Here is a 15,651-nt window from a genome sequence, read left to right on the forward strand (position 1 = left end):
GCGCCGCCGCGCCGGGACGGACATCCGGCGGCGGCGCGATGCCGGGCGCCCTAACGCCCAGGCCCCAGTTTGGTGCGAAGGCGACGCACGCTGGTGCGATGCGTCGTCTCCCGGGCGAAAAATCGCGGAAAATCAGGGACAATAGCGCCGGCGCCGCCGGGCGCCTTTGAGCACGGTTCTTGCTCATCTATCCTGTACTTAACCCTGCTGCCCCGCGCCCGTCCCTACCATGACCATGATCGATCTCGACGCCCCCGGCTTGCTGCCGCCCCGTTTGACGGCGGCCGAAGACGGCCGGCGCATCGTCATCTACGGCGACTTCACGATTTGCAGCGTCTTCCAGCCGGTTTTTTCGGTCTCGCACCGGCGCGCCATCGGCTACCACGCATCCCTGCGCGCGCACGACGCGCAAGGTCGCCACATCCCGTCGCACGAAGTCTTTACACTGGCCGCGCGGCACGGCGACATGCTCGAACTGGGCCGACTGGCCGAATCGCTGCATCTGGGCAACTTCCATGAATTCGACGGCCGCGATGCGTGGCTCTTCCTGAGCCTGCACCCCGCCGCCCTGATGGACACTGTCTACGGCGACGCACTCATCGCCACGCTCAAGGCCATCGGCCTGTCGCCGCAACGCGTGGTGCTCGAAGTGCCCGAGCAGGCGGGCGGCGACACCCCGCGTTTCGGCGCCATCGTCGGCAGCCTGCGCAAGGCGGGCTTCCTGATCGCGCTGGGCGGCTTCGGGGCCAAGCATTCGAACATCGACCGGGTGTGGGATCTGCGCCCGGACATCGTGGTGCTCGATCGCGGCATTCTGGCGCAGGCGACCGAGCAATCGCATCTGGCACGCGTACTGCCCGGGCTCGTGTCGCTGTTGCACGAATCGGGACAACTGGTGATGATGGGCGGCCTCGCGACGGATCGCGAAGCGCTCATCGCTCTGGAGTGCAACGTCGACTTCGTGCAGGGGCTGTACTTCGCGGGGCCGGATGTGGACCCCGTTCAGCCGAAGGTCGCGGCCGAGCGCATGGACGCGCTGTCGTCGGCGCTGCGCACGCAACTCGTCGAGCGGGAGCGGGCCGAGCATGCGCGGCTTGCGCCGTATGTGGCGGGCATCGAGGCGGCCGCCGCCCACTTGGCTCAGGGGCAGGACCTCAGACACGCGACACACGACCTGCTCGCGCTGCCCGATGCCGCGCGCTGCTTCCTGCTCGATGCCGCCGGACGCCAGATCGGCGACAACGTGCTGCCGCACAACCATTCGTCACAGCGCGCCAAGCGTTTCCGTCCGCTGCTGCATTCGGAGGGGGCGAACTGGGCACGGCGACCGTATTTCATCGATGCCATGCGCGCGCCCGGCGAAGTACACTTCACCTCGCCCTATCTCTCGATCAACGAGGCTCACCTGTGCGTGACCGCCTCCATCGCCACGCCCGCCAAGCAAGGCCTGCATGTGCTCTGCGTCGATATCAACTGGTGACGGCAACCGTTTGAACCTCGCTTGAAATGCCAACGCCCCCGGACATCTTCCGATGCACGGGGGCGTTGTTCATGGCGCGTCGCCGTGATCAGGCGGCGCGTTGCACGCGATAGCGTTCAAGCCAGTGCGCATACGGGGCGGGCAACACCCACGACGGACGCGCCACATCCAGTTCGCGCGCTGCGTAATACGGCCAGTGCGGGTTGGCGAGCAGTGCGCGCCCAATCATCACGAGATCCATCTGGCCGTCGGCCACCACGCGCTGCGCCGCATGCGGGTCGTCGATACTCCACGACGACGCCACGGCAATCCCCGCTTCTTTCTTGACGCGCTCGGCGATCGGCGCGAGGAACGCCGAGCCCCAGGGAATATTCGCGGTGGGTGTCGAGAAACCGACGCTGACGTTGAGCAGATCGAGACCGCCTTCACGCATCTGCCGCGTGAGGTCAATCGATTCCGCCAGCGTTTCTTCATCGCGGCCGTCGTATTCGAGCACGCCGAAACGCGCAGTGAGCGGCAGATGCTCGGGCCACACCTCGCGCACGGCGGCGAGCGTCTCAAGCAAGAAACGGCTGCGTCCCGCGACGTCGCCGCCGTAGGCATCGTCGCGATGGTTCGCATGCACCGAGAAGAAGCTCTGCGCGAGATAGCCGTGAGCGAAGTGCAACTCGAGCCATTCGAAGCCCGCCGCCAACGCACGGCGTGCGGCCGCCACGAAGTCGGCTTTCACGCGTTCGATGTCGTCCAGCGTCATCGCCGTGGGCACTTTGCCAAGATGCGCGCCGAAAGCGACCGCCGACGGCGAGATCGTCGGCCAGCCGCGCGGATCGTCTTCACCGATGTGGTCGTCGCCCTCCCAGGGGCGGTTGGCGCTGGCCTTGCGTCCGGCGTGCGCGATCTGAATGCCGGGCACCGCGCCGTGCGCCTTGATGGCCGAGGCAATGCGCGCCATGCCTTGCGCCTGAGCGTCGTTCCACAGTCCGGTGCATCCCGGGGAGATACGGCCTTCGGGCGAGACGGCGGTCGCCTCGACGATCACCAACCCGGCACCGCCACGCGCCAGTCCGGCGTAATGGGCGAGGTGCCAGTCGTTGATGAGACCGTCGACGGCGCTGTACTGGCACATCGGCGGAATGGCCACACGGTTGCGCAACTTGACGCTTTTCAATTCAAACGGGGAAAACAGGGCGGACATGGGTTTCTCTTGGAGTCAGGGGAGCGGCGCTGACGGACGACATCGGTCGCTGAAGAACATGACGGACGTCGGTGTTTCGCAGCGCCTCGACCGTGGCAGGTCGACCAACGCCATGTTAGCCTCACAACGCTATAATGAAAACTATCTACACATTATCGAATTGATAACAGTTCATTATGGTCAATCCTCAGTGGCTCAAATCGTTCGCCACGCTCGCCGAGCTCGGTAACTTCACGCGCACCGCCGACCGGTTGGGCCTGACGCAGGCGGCCGTGAGCCAGCACGTGAAGCATCTCGAAGCGGAGTTCGGGCCGTTGTTGGTGCGGCGTCCGCGCGCCATCGAACTCACGCCCGCCGGTCAGGCGCTGCTGACCTATTGTCGCGAAGTCGAGTGTGCGGCGCGGCATCTTCGCTCACGGCTGGACGATGCGGACGACGATTGCGGTGAAATCACACTCATCACGCCGGGCAGCATCGGGCTGTACCTGTGTCCGATCCTGCTCGACATGCAGAAGGCCAACCCGACGATGGTCGTGCAGCATCGCTTCGCGCCTGACCGGGAGGTGCTCGAAGGCGTGTTGCAGAATCGTTTCGAGCTGGGCCTGGTGACGTTGCGGCCTGACGATCCACGGCTTGCCGCCACGCCGTTCACGCAGGAGCCGCTCGAACTCGTGGTTCCGGCGGGGGAAGACGTGCACAAATGGGAGGACCTGAAGCGCATCGGGTACATCGATCACCCGGATGGCGAGGCGATGTCGACGCGCTTGTTGAGCCGTCGTTTTCCGGGCAATCCCGGCGTACAGAGCCTGCCGTGCAAGGGGTGCACGAACCAGATCGGCCTGATTCTCGAATATGTTGCGCGGGGGCTGGGGTTCACCATCATTCCGCAGTACGCGCGGCAGGCGTTCGCGTCGCAGGCGGCCATTCGCGTGGTGGACTGCGGCCCGCCGGTGGTCGACACGCTATGGCTGATCCATCGCGCCGAGTGGCCGCTGTCGGCGCGCGCGCAGCGGGCGGTGGCGCTGCTGCGCGAACGTGTCGACGCTCCGCGCCCGCGCGCCTTCGGTGGCGAACGGGTGCGACAACGCACGGGCGCGAGCGTGGGCGCGTGAGCGGGCGGCGGGCGCATCGCTCGGCCCGCTCGGCCCGCGCGACACGTCTCACGTTCACGCGGTCGCGGCAGCGGCGATCGCTCCTACCGCCCACCGGTGTATCCTGCTCAGCCCGCGCTGACCACGGCGGCAATCGCCTGACCGACTTCGGTCGTGTTCGCGCTCCCCCCTAAATCGCCGGTGCGCGGCCCGTCCTTGATGACCTGCGTGATCGCCGCGAGAATGGCGTCGTGCGCCTCGCGCGTGCGGCCTTCGCCGCGGCCGATAAAGTCGAGCATCATCGCGGCCGTCCAGATCATGCCAATCGGGTTGGCGATGTTCTTGCCCGCGATATCCGGCGCCGAGCCGTGCACCGGTTCGAACAGCGACGGGAATTTACCTTCCGGATTCAGGTTGCCCGACGGCGCGATGCCGATGGTGCCGGTGCAGGCCGGCCCCAGATCCGACAGGATGTCGCCGAACAGATTCGACGCGACCACCACGTCGAAGCGATCCGGATTGAGCACAAAGCGCGCACACAGAATGTCGATGTGCTGCTTGTCCCACGTGATGTCCGGATACTTCGCCGCCGTCTCGGCCGCGCGCTTGTCCCACCACGGCATCGAGATCGAAATCCCATTGCTCTTGGTCGCCACCGTCACGTGCTTGCGCTCACGTTGCTGTGCGAGATCGAACGCGAACTTCAGCACGCGCTCCGTGCCGTGGCGCGTGAAGATCGACTCCTGCACCACGAACTCGCGCTCCGTGCCCTCGAACATTACGCCGCCCACCGACGAGTACTCGCCTTCGGTGTTCTCGCGCACGATCAGGAAATCGATATCGCCCGCCTCGCGGCCCGCCAGCGGTGACGGCACCCCTTCGAACAGACGCGCCGGGCGCAGGTTGATGTACTGATCGAATTCGCGACGGAACTTGAGCAACGACCCCCACAGCGAGATATGGTCGGGCACCGTCTCGGGCCAGCCCACGGCACCGAACAGAATGGCGTCGACGCCGTCGAGCTGCTGCTTCCAGTCGTCCGGCATCATCTGGCCGTGCTTGGCATAGTAGTCGCAGCTCGCCCATTCGATGTGCTGGTAGTCGACGGGAATACCAAAGCGTCGGCACGCGGCGTCGAGCACGCGCAGGCCTTCGGGCATCACCTCTTTACCGATGCCGTCGCCCGGAATCACGGCGATCTTGAACGGACGCGCAGGGCGCTGGGACGTGTCGGTCATGGTCTGCTTCTCCTGAGGGTTGGACGATGACGCTAGATTATTCCATTCCAACGCGGATAAAATCCCTCAATCGGTTAATCCACTATCCACGAATCGTGAATAAACCTCTACCCGTCACCCCGAATCTCGACGATCTGCGCGTCTTTTGCCAGGTCGCGCGCCGTGCCAGCTTTTCGGCGGCAGCCGAAGCGCTGGGCGTCTCGCCCGCGTACGTGAGCAAGCGCGTCGGCATGCTCGAAGCCGACCTTGGCACGCGCTTGCTACATCGCTCGACCCGGCGCGTGGCCATTACCGACGCAGGGGAACGCGTGTACGCCTGGGCGGAAAAGATTCTCGACGACGTGAATCACCTGATCGAGGATGTCTCCAGCACGCGGCAGGTGCCGCGCGGCACGCTGCGGGTGTCGAGCAGCTTCGGCTTCGGACGGCATGCCGTGGCACCCGCCATGTCGCGGCTGCGCGCGCTGCATCCGCAGCTCAACGTGCGCCTGGACCTGTTCGACCGCATCGTCGACGTGGCGGCCGAGGGATATGACCTCGACGTGCGCATCGGCGACGACATCGCACCGCATCTGATCGCCCGCAAGCTCGCGGACAATCATCGGGTGCTGTGCGCCTCGCGCGCCTATCTCGACGCGCACGGCACGCCGCGTCAATTGAGCGACCTGGCCGGCCATGCGTGCATCGTCATCAAGGAACGCGATCATCCGTTCGGCATGTGGCGGCTGCAACAGCGCGCAGAGGCCGTCGCCCTCAAGGTGACGGGACCGCTGTCGACGAACCACGGCGAGGTGGCCGTGCAATGGGCGCTCGACGGACAGGGGATCGTGCTGCGCTCGATGTGGGACGTGGGGGCGCTGATCGCGCGCGGGGATCTGGTGCAGGTTCTGCCCGACGTGACGCAACCGGCCAACGTCTGGGCCGTTTATCCGTCGCGCGTGGCATCGTCGGCCAAGGTCCGTGCCTGCGTGGAATTCCTTCGCGAGGAATTCCAGACGCAGACGTGAGGTACGTCAAGTCGCGACACCACGCCGCGACACGCGTTGCCATTACTGCAGCGTGAACGACGCCTGTTCGACATGTTGCGAATCAAGCCCGATCTCGACGTTGAAGTCGCCGGGTTCGGCCACGTATTGCAGTTTCGCGTTGTAGAACTTCAGCAGACTTTCATCGATCGCGAAATGCACGGTGCGCGATTCGCCAGGCTTCAGGCTTACCTTGTCGAAACCCTTCAGCTCCTTGATGGGCCGCACGATCGACGCGGCAACGTCCTGCAAGTAGAGCTGCACGACGGTCGCCCCCTCGCGCTTGCCGGTGTTGCGCACCGTCACGCTCGCATCGAGCTTGCCGCCGCGCTCAAGTGTCTTGCTCGATAGCGTCACCTTCGACACCGCGAACGAGGTGTAGCTCAGGCCGTAGCCAAAGGCATACAACGGGCCGGAGTCTTCCTCGAAGTATTGCGAGGTGTAGTTGGCCGGCTTGCCCGGTGTGAACGGACGGCCGATGCGCAACTGGTTGTAGTACGTCGGGATCTGGCCGATCGAGCGCGGGAACGAGATCGGCAGCTTGCCCGACGGGTTGTAGTCGCCGAACAGCACGTCCGCAATCGCGTGGCCGCCTTCGGTGCCGGTGTACCACGTCTCGAGCATGGCGTCGGCGTTGGCCTTCGGCCAGTTCAGATCGAGCGGTCGACCGTTCATCAGCACGACGACGAGCGGCTTGCCGGTCGCCTTGAGTGCCTGCAACAGCGCCAACTGGCTACCTGGCAACGACAGGCTCGTGCGGCTGGACGCCTCGTGCGACATGCCACGCGCTTCGCCTACCGCCACGATCAGCGTGTCGGCGTTGCGCGCGACTCGCACGGCTTCGTCGATCATCTGCTGCGGCGATCGCTTGTCCTGCACGACTTCCGGATTGTCCCAATCGAGGAAGTTGAGATACTGCACCACGCGCGGGTCGTCGGTGATGTTCGCGCCGCGCGCATAGGTCACCTGCGCCTGCGGGCCGAGGGCGTCGCGCACGCCTTGCAGCAGCGTGACGGCCTGCGCCGCCACGCCCGCGGCCGACCAGCTCCCCAGGATATCGATCTTCGCGTCCGCGAGCGGCCCGATCACCGCGACCTTGCCCGCTTTGGCCAGCGGCAGTGTGTCGTGCCGGTTCTCCAGCAAGACAATGGACTTGCGCGCGGCATCGCGCGCGGCGTCACGATGCAGACGGCTCTGCGCATTCACATCTTTCGGATCCTGCGCCGCGTTGCCAATCCGGCGATAGGGGTCGGCAAACAGGCCCATGTCGTATTTCGCGCCGAGGACTTCGCGCACGGCGTCGTCGATGTCGCGCATCGGCACCTCGCCCGACTTCACGAGCCCCGGCAATTGCTTGAGGTACTGCACATCGGCCATGCTCATGTCGACGCCTGCCTCGATGGCCAGCTTCGCGGCCTCGCGGCCGTCCTTCGCCACGCCATGACGCATCAACTCTTCGATCGCGCCGTGATCGCTCACTGTCACGCCCTTGAATCCCCATTCGTCACGCAGCAGGTCGCGCAGCAGCCACTTGTTCGACGTGGCCGGCGTGCCGTTGATGGAGTTCAGCGCGATCATCACCCCGCCCGCACCGGCATCGATCCCGGCGCGGTACGGCGGCAGATAGTCCTGGTACATGCGCATCGGGCTCATGTCGACCACGTTGTAATCGCGTCCGCCCTCCACGGCACCGTACAGCGCAAAGTGCTTCACGAAGGCCATCAGGCTGTCCGGGTTGGCCGGCGACGTGCCCTGGAATCCCTGCACGCTCGCGCGCGCGGCTTGCGAAACCAGGTACGGGTCTTCGCCGAAGCCTTCCGAGGTGCGCCCCCAGCGCGGATCGCGCGAGATGTCGACCATCGGCGCGAACGTCGCATCCAGCCCGTCGGCGCTCGCTTCGATGGCGGCCACGCGTGCGGCGTGCTTCACCACCGACATATCCCAGCTCGATGCCAAGCCGAGGCTGATCGGGAACACGGTGCGATGCCCATGCACGATGTCGTAGGCGAAGAAAATGGGAATCTTCAGGCGGCTTTGCTTGACGGCCGCGTCTTGCAGCGGGCGGTTGTCGCTGCGCGTGACCGAGTTGAACGTGCCCCCTACGCGACCGGCAGCAATCTCCTTGATGAGCTGCGGCTGCGGCATGTCCGAGCCGATGCTGATCAGGCGCAATTGGCCGACCTTCTCCTCGAGCGTCATGCGCGCGATGAGGTCGTCGATGAACGCCCGCTTGGCGGACGCAGACGGCATGGCCGCCGGGGGATTGCCTTGAGCACCGTTGCCCAGGGCGGCAGGCGCGTCGGCGAAGGCCGGTGCGGCCGTGAGACTGGCCGCGAGCGCCAGTGCGGAGAACATTCTCATCTGATAGCGATCCAATGTGGCGCGACGTGTGGATGACCGGCGAGATCGCGCGGCAGTGCCTCGCGTCGTATCAACTGGCGTTACCCATACCGGCGCAACGATCCGGGTGCGTAACTCGAAGTGCGAAGTGCGATACTTTGCCACAATTGGTTTTTCCCGAAGGCGTTCGTCCCGGCTTTCGCGAACGTCGCGATGCCATCGGGCGCGATACGCCCCCCCAACGACTGGAGAATTTCGTGGTTCTGCTTCCCCCCGCCAAGTCTTGGCATCGACGCGGCGCACGCGCGCTCGTGTCCGCCTTCGTCACGGGTGCGGCCCTGCTGGGCGCCGCGTATGCCCATGCCTTCTCGCTCGAGGACGTCACGGCCCGCGCGAAGGCGCTCGCCGACAAACCTTACGTCGCGCCAGTGAGCAATCTCACGCCGGCCTTCGCCAAGATGCCGTTCGGCGACTACATCAAGATCCAGCCGCGGCGCGACGCGTTCGAATGGAACGATCAGCCCTCGCCGTTCAAGCTGGGTTTCTATCACCAGGGCATGCAGTTCAGCACGCCGGTGAAGATCAACGAGGTCGTCGGCACAGGCCCCAACGCCAAGATCGACGAGATCAAGTACGACAGCCACCGCTTCGACTTCGGCGATCTCAAGCTCGACCGCAGCGCCACGCACAATCTCGGCTACGCGGGCTTTCGCGTGCTTTACCCGATCAACGAACCGGGCAAGCTCGACGAAATCATGAGCGTGCTCGGCGCGAGCTACTTTCGTGTGATCGGCAAAGGACAGGTCTACGGACTCTCGGCGCGCGGTCTGGCCATCGACACGGGCCTGCCCATCGCGGAGGAATTCCCGGCCTTTCGCGAGTTCTGGATCGAACGGCCGAACGCGGGCGACAAGCACCTGGTGTTCTACGCGCTGCTCGACTCGAAGCGCGCCACCGGCGCCTATCGCTTCGATCTGACGCCCGGCGAGGATTCGCTGTTGAAGGTGCAGGCACGGGTCTTCCTCCGCGCACCGGTGACCAAGCTCGGCATCGCGCCGCTCACGAGCATGTTCCTGTTCGGACCGAATCAGCAGCGCGATCCGTACAACTTCCGTCCGGCATTGCACGATTCGAATGGCCTGGCCATTCACGCCGGCAATGGCGAATGGATCTGGCGTCCGCTGAACAATCCGCGCAATCTGGCCATCAGCCAGTTCCAGGTGACAAATCCGCGCGGCTTCGGCCTGCTTCAGCGCGGGCGCGATTTCGCGCAGTACGAGGACCTGAAGGATCGTTACGATCTTCGCCCAAGCGCCTGGATCGAGCCGCAGGGCGACTGGGGCAAGGGCCATATCGAACTGGTGGAAATCCCGTCGCCGGACGAGACCAATGACAACATCGGCGCGTTCTGGACGCCTGACCAATTGCCGCCCAAGGGGCAGCCGCTGCAGGCCGATTACACGATCCACTGGACGATGAATGAGCGCGGCATCGTCGATCGACGTCTGGCCTGGGTGAAGCAGACGCTGCGCACGGCGGGCGAGATTACGCAAGCCAACCTGATCCGTCACTTCGACGGCAGCACCGGGCTGATCGTGGACTTCGACGGCGGCCCGCTCGCCACGCTGCCCGCCGGTTCGGTCGCGCCACAGGTCAGCGTGAGCGATAACGCCACCCTCATCGAGCAGACGCTGCAACCGAACCCGGTCACGCATGGCATGCGCCTGAATCTGCGTGTGATGGTCAAGGATCCGGCCAAGGTCGTGGAACTGCGGGCCGCCCTCGTCTCCGGCGGCAAGGCCGTAAGCGAGACCTGGAGTTATCAGCTCCCGCCGTTTTCGGTCGCCAAGCAATAAGTTGCATCCTGCGTCTTCGTGCGGCGGCGTCCTGCCGCCGCACACCGCGCTCCCTCCGCACCCGTCACCACCGCAATTAAACAGGCACTTACGCGCCTTGTTTCCTCCTGTAAAACCCTGAATCGGGCAAATTGTCCTTGCAGTGAATCGTCATTTCGCGTTTACTGCATGCACAATATTGCATAAATAGCTGCCCATCGAGGTGTGTTGAGGCAGTCGGCTTCCTCGGCAACGGTCCTCGGCCGCCCGGATGGGGCCCGGCCTGGTGCCGCTTGCGTCGGTCAAGACATCCCCAAGACTCTCCGCATTTCGACGGAGGGCGGATTCGTTATGGAGACACTCGCATGCGACCTATCGACGTACATGAGTTGGCCGACAACGCCCGCTTGAACGGCTATCACTACCGCATCCTGCTCTGGTGCGCGCTCATCATCATCTTCGACGGCTACGATCTCGCGGTCGCGGGCATTGCGCTGCCCTCGATCATGAAAGCGATGAACGTCGACGCCACCAGTGCCGGCTTCATGGTCAGCGCCGCCCTCTTCGGCATGATGTTCGGCGCCATTGCGATGGGCATGGTGGCCGACAGCATCGGCCGTCGCAAAGCTATCGCCATCTGTGTGCTGATGTTCTCGCTGTTCACCGCCATGGCCGGATTCACACACGAGCCGATCAGCTTCTCCGTGACGCGCTTCTTCGCGGGCGTCGGCATTGGCGGCGTGATGCCGATCGTGGTCGCGCAAATGACGGAGTACGCGCCGCGTCGCCTGCGCGCCACGCTCGTCACGCTCATGTTCTCGGGCTATTCGGTGGGCGGCATGCTCGCGGCGCTGCTCGGCAAGGGGCTGATTGAGACGCACGGCTGGCAGTCCGTCTTTCTGGCGGCGGGTCTGCCCGCGCTGCTCGTGCCGTTCGCGATGAGGGCACTGCCGGAGTCGATGCCGTTCCTGATCCGCACCGGCCGTCTCGACGCGCTCAAGCAAGTGCTTGCCCGCCTCGCGCCGGATTATGTCGCGCAGCCGGGCGATCAGTTCGCGCTGGCCTCGACGGATCGCAAGCAGGCTGCGCCGCTCTCGCGTCTGTTTCAGGACGGGCGAGGCGTGAGCACCGTCATGCTGTGGGTCGCGTTCTTCATGTGTCTGTTCATGGTGTATGCGCTCAGTTCGTGGCTCGCCAAACTCATGGCAAGCGCCGGTTATAGCCTCGGCTCGGCACTCACGTTTGTGCTCGTGCTGAACTTTGGCGCGATGCTCGGCGCCATCGGCGGCGGCTGGCTCGCCGACCGTTTCAACATCAAGTACGTGCTCGTGGGCATGTATGCGCTGGCCGCCGTGTCCATCACGCTGCTCGGCGTGAAGGTACCGACGCCGGTGCTCTTCGTGCTGGTGGGGTTGGCCGGGGCGTCGACCATCGGCACGCAGATCGTCACCTACGCGTACGCGGGACAGTTCTATCCAATGGCCGCGCGCGGCACGGGCATCGGCTGGGCCTCCGGGGTGGGACGCAGCGGCGCCATTCTCGCGCCCATCGCGATCGGCATGCTGGTGAGCCTGTCGCTGCCTTTGCAGCAAAACTTTATGGCAATCGCCATTCCCGCCGTCATCGCGGTCGTCGCCGTGTTGTTGATCGACCACAAGAAATCGGCGTCGGTGCAGCAGCAAGCGGCAACGCAATCGCACGTCACGGCGGCGAAACTCGCGAACGGCGCGGGAGAACCGGCGTAATCTCGCGCGTCAAGGCACGCTCGGCCAACCATCACCGACGCAACGGCATGGCGACGCAATCGCGCGTCGCCATGCGAAAATGCGCGCCGCGGCGGTTATGGGAATGATCGCGGCTTTCAGTGACGCAACGCGCCGGTGTCGGGGCAATCCGTCAACGTCCGGCGCATCCGCGGCACATGAAAATTTCCTTCAACCCGAGCGCCTCAGGCGCCGATAACCAGATATCCGTCCCAACGGACTCTCTGGGGAAAATCAATATGCCGCGTATTGCTTTGCTGAGTGCCCTCGTGCTGACCGTCGCCCAGGCGCCGGCCTTCGCCGCCCCCCTCAACGACGCCACCGTCGTCAATCTCTCCACCCGACAAACCCTCGCCAGCGACGCCGTGTTTCGTGGCGGCCAGACCGCCACCCTCGGCACCGACGCGCTGCGCAACGCGCACGGCAGCTTCGGCGTCAACGTTGCCGCCGGCGCGCTCAACTTGCAGTCGAATCAGCTTGTGCTGGCGAACGCCTCGCGCGTTGCGGTCGATACCCGTCAGACGATCCGCAACACGACGATCCTGACCGGCGTGCCGAGCGCGTCGCTGGGTGACCGGGCCCTGATGGGCGCCTCGGGCAATCTCGGTGTGAACGTGGTGGCCGGCGTGGCCAACGCACAGGCCAACGCGTTGGCCATTCATTGACGACTCGCTGAACCTTCACCCGGCCGGATGACGTCTCGGCCGGGATCGGTCTGTACCGATACGGCTCCCGCCGCGCGACTGCGTCGACGCCGCGCGCTTACCCTACCGCGCCAACCGAACCATCCGCGCCGTCCGCCCGGCCCACCGCGCCAAAGCGCCACGACAGCCTGCGCGCCGCCGCCAGCAAGGCCTGCGCCGGCGATGCGCCCAGCGCCGTCTCGAAACTGCCCGCCGACCCCATCAACGCAAGCACCAGCGTGACTTCTCCCGTGTGATCGAACACCGGTACCGCCACCGTGTCGATTCCGGGCACGGGGTTGCTCTGCGCCGTATCGAATCGTTGTTCGCGAATCACCTTCAACCGCGCGGCAAAATCGGCTGGCGGCGTCGACGCGCGCCCTTCCGCGCCGAGGCCCGCCATGCGCACCGATTCCTGTGCGAGCATGCCGCCGAGTACCGCATCGGGCAGGAACGCCGCGAACGTGCGCCCCATGGCGGTGTTCACCAACGAAAGCACCGTGCCGATGCGCAAGCTCACGTGCTGCGGACGCATCGCCTCCTCAAGCCGAACCACCGTGGGGCCGACCGGCCCCAGCACGGCCATCGCGGCCGACAGCCCGGTGGCGTGAGCCAGCGCAAGAATCTCCGGCTCGGCCTCCCCCGTAGGCGAGAGACGCTGCAATGCCATCAAGCCTAGCTCAAGGCTGAGCGCCCCCGCCTCGAAATTGCCGTTCGCATCACGCGAGAGCAAGCCGGCACGTTGCAGGCTCACCAGATGCGGATGCGCCTTTGCTGGCGCCATCCCCGCGTTGCGCGCCAGCGCATTGAGCGGCAGCGGACGCCCCGCCGCCGCCAGCGCCTCGAGCAATGCCCCGGTGCTTTCCAGCGCCTGAATGCCGCGCTGCGGTTTCGCGGGCATCAATGCCACGTCGTCCGGCACCTCGTGCGTTTCCTTTCGGCTTGGCGTCGCGTTCATGCGCCCTCCTTGCCGTCTGCACCACGAGCATCGACTTGCGCGGCGATGTCGCTCGCCGTCGCGCGCAATGCATTCGCCGCCGCGCCGTCCCAGGCGACATCGAGTGCAGCCGTCGGCCCGATCGCGGTGAGCGCGAGACGCAGCCGCCCGCTCGCATCGAACACCGGCGCGCACAGGCTGCTCACCGACGGGCTCGGCGTATTCACGCTACGCGCCACACCGTGCGCGCGTGTCTCGTCGAGCAGCGCATCGAACCCTTCGCGCTCGCTCGGGGATGTCGGCATCTGCTCACGCCACGCCTGCGGCCATTGCGCCTGCGGGGTGAAGGCGCAAAACGCCCGCCCGGTCGACGTCGTCGTGAGCGACATGACCGATCCCACGTGCAGATTCACATGCAACGGAAACGCCGCACGCTCGAAATGCACGACGAGCGGGCCCTGCGGCGCACTCGTGCAGATCGCGACACAAAGCCCCGTCTCGCGTGCCAGCGCAACGACACGCGGCACCGCCGCGCGATACGCCGGGTCGTTCTCGAGATGCAGCAACGCGAGACGCAACGTCATCGGGCCCGGCGTGTAGTCGCCCGACATCGGGTCGCGCTTGAGCAAGCCGAGCCGCGTGAGGCTTACCAGATACGGATGCGCCTGCGCAGGCGGCAGCCCGGCGAGCGCGGCGAGATCGCCGGGCCCCAGCGCCCGGTGCGCCTGCGCCAGCGCCTGAAGCACGCGCGCCGCCACGTCCACGCTTTGCACGCCGCGCGAGGCACGCCCGGGTTGGCCGCTCGCGTCGGCCGTGCCGTCCATCGGAATTCGATTCATGCGATCAAGGGAGGCGGGCTCCCAAAGGAAAATGGCCTAGATTCTAAACAAGTCGACGCCCGCAATGGCATCGATCCCGATGTTCCTCGGGGTTAACCCAAGACGGGAACGTCATTCCATCGCTCACGAAGCAACATTAGCAAATAACGATACTATTTGTCATTGACAAATATTAAAGGCATTTCGTAAGATGGCTTCATCCACCCCATCAGTCGCATCATCCCCGCAGACGAGATAAGAGAGAGACAAGCATGGCCAAAGCATTCGCCTCGCAAGCCGACCTGGAAACCAAGAAGGTCACATTTACCCAATTGTCGGAAAACACCTGGGCCTACACGGCCGAGGGTGACCCGAACTCCGGCGTCATCATCGGCGACGACGGCGTGATGATCGTCGACACGACAGCCACGCCCGCCATGGCGCAGGATCTCATCGCGAAGATCCGCACAGTCACCGACAAGCCGATCAAGTATGTGGTGCTCTCGCACTATCACGCCGTGCGCGTGCTGGGTGCGTCGGCCTACTTCGCCGAAGGTGCGCAGCAGATCATCGCAAGCCGTGGCACGTACGAGATGATCGTCGAGCGCGGCGAAGCCGACATGAAGTCGGAGATCGAGCGCTTTCCGCGTCTGTTCGCCGGTGTCGAAACGGTGCCGGGTCTCACGTGGCCGACGCTCGTCTTCGAGAAGGAAATGACGCTCTTCCTCGGCAAGCTCGAAGTAAAGATCGCGCACCTCGGTTCGGGTCACACCAAGGGCGACACCGTGGTGTGGCTGCCGTCGCAAAAGGTGCTGTTCTCGGGCGATCTGGTCGAGTACGACGCCGCCTGCTACACCGGTGACGCGCAACTCGCCGAATGGCCGGCCACGCTCGACGCGCTGGCCGCGCTCGGCGCCGAAAAGCTCGTGCCGGGCCGGGGCCCTGCCCTGACCACGCCCGACGATGTCGCCAAGGGCCTGGCGTACACGAAGGACTTCGTGACAACGTTGTTCGAAGCGGGCAAGCAGGCCGTCGAACAGAAGCTCGATCTGAAGGGTGCGATGGCGCTTACGCGACGCGAGATGGATCCGAAGTTCGGTCATGTCTTTATCTATGAACACTGCCTGCCGTTCGATGTGACCCGCGCGTTCGACGAAGCGAGCGGCATCACGCATCCGCGCATCTGGACGGCGCAGCGCGACAAGGAAATGTGGACCGCCCTGCAGGACTGAGTTCGCGCCGAGCG

Annotated in this window: 12 protein-coding genes; 7 read left to right on the top strand and 5 right to left on the bottom strand. The window is 65.2% G+C overall.

The window, feature by feature from the left end:
* Positions 1-229 precede the first annotated feature (229 nt).
* Positions 230-1,480 (top strand): EAL domain-containing protein, encoded by a 1,251-nt coding sequence (locus PanNE5_RS03545; protein ID WP_017231497.1) that lies wholly within the window; start codon positions 230-232, stop codon positions 1,478-1,480.
* Positions 1,481-1,568: 88 nt separating this feature from the next.
* Here the strand turns inward: PanNE5_RS03545 and PanNE5_RS03550 are convergent, their stop codons facing one another.
* Positions 1,569-2,675 carry an NADH:flavin oxidoreductase/NADH oxidase gene (locus tag PanNE5_RS03550; protein WP_017231498.1) on the bottom strand — a complete coding sequence of 369 codons (1,107 nt, stop codon included), beginning with the start codon at positions 2,673-2,675 and terminating at the stop codon, positions 1,569-1,571.
* 176 nt (positions 2,676-2,851) lie between these two features.
* On the opposite strand from PanNE5_RS03550, the gene PanNE5_RS03555 reads away from it, so the two are divergent.
* Positions 2,852-3,787 carry a LysR family transcriptional regulator gene (locus PanNE5_RS03555; protein WP_261939247.1) on the top strand — a complete coding sequence of 312 codons (936 nt, stop codon included), beginning with the start codon at positions 2,852-2,854 and terminating at the stop codon, positions 3,785-3,787.
* 107 nt (positions 3,788-3,894) lie between these two features.
* Here the strand turns inward: PanNE5_RS03555 and PanNE5_RS03560 are convergent, their stop codons facing one another.
* Positions 3,895-5,004 carry a tartrate dehydrogenase gene (locus tag PanNE5_RS03560; protein WP_150562361.1) on the bottom strand — a complete coding sequence of 370 codons (1,110 nt, stop codon included), beginning with the start codon at positions 5,002-5,004 and terminating at the stop codon, positions 3,895-3,897.
* A gap of 95 nt (positions 5,005-5,099) precedes the next feature.
* Between PanNE5_RS03560 and PanNE5_RS03565 the strand changes: the two genes are divergently transcribed.
* Entirely contained in the window at positions 5,100-6,011 is a 912-nt protein-coding gene (locus PanNE5_RS03565) for a LysR family transcriptional regulator (RefSeq protein WP_017233067.1), read from the top strand.
* A 42-nt stretch (positions 6,012-6,053) separates the two neighbouring features.
* On the opposite strand, the gene bglX is transcribed toward PanNE5_RS03565, so the two are convergent.
* Positions 6,054-8,384, bottom strand: a complete 2,331-nt coding sequence (gene bglX, locus PanNE5_RS03570) for a beta-glucosidase BglX (protein WP_150562533.1) — start codon at positions 8,382-8,384, stop codon at positions 6,054-6,056.
* Positions 8,385-8,680: 296 nt separating this feature from the next.
* On the opposite strand from bglX, the gene PanNE5_RS03575 reads away from it, so the two are divergent.
* The 3 genes from PanNE5_RS03575 (at position 8,681) to PanNE5_RS03585 (ending at position 12,632) form a co-directional block, all read left to right on the top strand.
* Positions 8,681-10,225: a glucan biosynthesis protein G gene (locus tag PanNE5_RS03575; RefSeq protein ID WP_261939797.1), complete on the top strand. Its 1,545-nt coding sequence runs from the start codon at positions 8,681-8,683 to the stop codon at positions 10,223-10,225.
* 344 nt (positions 10,226-10,569) lie between these two features.
* Positions 10,570-11,949: an MFS transporter gene (locus PanNE5_RS03580; RefSeq protein WP_150562359.1), complete on the top strand. Its 1,380-nt coding sequence runs from the start codon at positions 10,570-10,572 to the stop codon at positions 11,947-11,949.
* 257 nt (positions 11,950-12,206) lie between these two features.
* Positions 12,207-12,632 carry a hypothetical protein gene (locus PanNE5_RS03585; RefSeq protein WP_150562358.1) on the top strand — a complete coding sequence of 142 codons (426 nt, stop codon included), beginning with the start codon at positions 12,207-12,209 and terminating at the stop codon, positions 12,630-12,632.
* A gap of 97 nt (positions 12,633-12,729) precedes the next feature.
* Here PanNE5_RS03585 and PanNE5_RS03590 read toward each other — a convergent pair whose 3' ends face one another.
* The gene (locus tag PanNE5_RS03590; protein ID WP_410007557.1) at positions 12,730-13,608 is read right to left on the bottom strand and encodes an IclR family transcriptional regulator; all 879 of its coding nucleotides are present in this window, start codon (positions 13,606-13,608) and stop codon (positions 12,730-12,732) included.
* Positions 13,605-14,426, bottom strand: a complete 822-nt coding sequence (locus PanNE5_RS03595; RefSeq protein ID WP_254440890.1) for an IclR family transcriptional regulator — start codon at positions 14,424-14,426, stop codon at positions 13,605-13,607. Before PanNE5_RS03595 ends, PanNE5_RS03590 begins: the two co-directional genes overlap by 4 nt.
* A gap of 251 nt (positions 14,427-14,677) precedes the next feature.
* Between PanNE5_RS03595 and PanNE5_RS03600 the strand changes: the two genes are divergently transcribed.
* The gene (locus tag PanNE5_RS03600) at positions 14,678-15,637 is read left to right on the top strand and encodes an MBL fold metallo-hydrolase (RefSeq protein WP_150551663.1); all 960 of its coding nucleotides are present in this window, start codon (positions 14,678-14,680) and stop codon (positions 15,635-15,637) included.
* Positions 15,638-15,651 lie beyond the last annotated feature (14 nt).

The organism is Pandoraea sp. NE5 (assembly GCF_024363545.1).
Lineage (GTDB): Bacteria > Pseudomonadota > Gammaproteobacteria > Burkholderiales > Burkholderiaceae > Pandoraea > Pandoraea cepalis.

Excerpts from the sequence above, each read along its gene's own strand:
- PanNE5_RS03545 (WP_017231497.1), top strand. The coding sequence starts at position 230 with ATGACCATGATCGATCTCGACGCCCCCGGCTTGCTGCCGCCCCGTTTG.
- PanNE5_RS03550 (WP_017231498.1), bottom strand. The coding sequence starts at position 2,675 with ATGTCCGCCCTGTTTTCCCCGTTTGAATTGAAAAGCGTCAAGTTGCGC.
- PanNE5_RS03555 (WP_261939247.1), top strand. The coding sequence starts at position 2,852 with ATGGTCAATCCTCAGTGGCTCAAATCGTTCGCCACGCTCGCCGAGCTC.
- PanNE5_RS03560 (WP_150562361.1), bottom strand. The coding sequence starts at position 5,004 with ATGACCGACACGTCCCAGCGCCCTGCGCGTCCGTTCAAGATCGCCGTG.
- bglX (WP_150562533.1), bottom strand. The coding sequence starts at position 8,384 with ATGTTCTCCGCACTGGCGCTCGCGGCCAGTCTCACGGCCGCACCGGCC.
- PanNE5_RS03580 (WP_150562359.1), top strand. The coding sequence starts at position 10,570 with ATGCGACCTATCGACGTACATGAGTTGGCCGACAACGCCCGCTTGAAC.
- PanNE5_RS03585 (WP_150562358.1), top strand. The coding sequence starts at position 12,207 with ATGCCGCGTATTGCTTTGCTGAGTGCCCTCGTGCTGACCGTCGCCCAG.
- PanNE5_RS03590 (WP_410007557.1), bottom strand. The coding sequence starts at position 13,608 with ATGAACGCGACGCCAAGCCGAAAGGAAACGCACGAGGTGCCGGACGAC.
- PanNE5_RS03595 (WP_254440890.1), bottom strand. The coding sequence starts at position 14,426 with ATGAATCGAATTCCGATGGACGGCACGGCCGACGCGAGCGGCCAACCC.
- PanNE5_RS03600 (WP_150551663.1), top strand. The coding sequence starts at position 14,678 with ATGGCCAAAGCATTCGCCTCGCAAGCCGACCTGGAAACCAAGAAGGTC.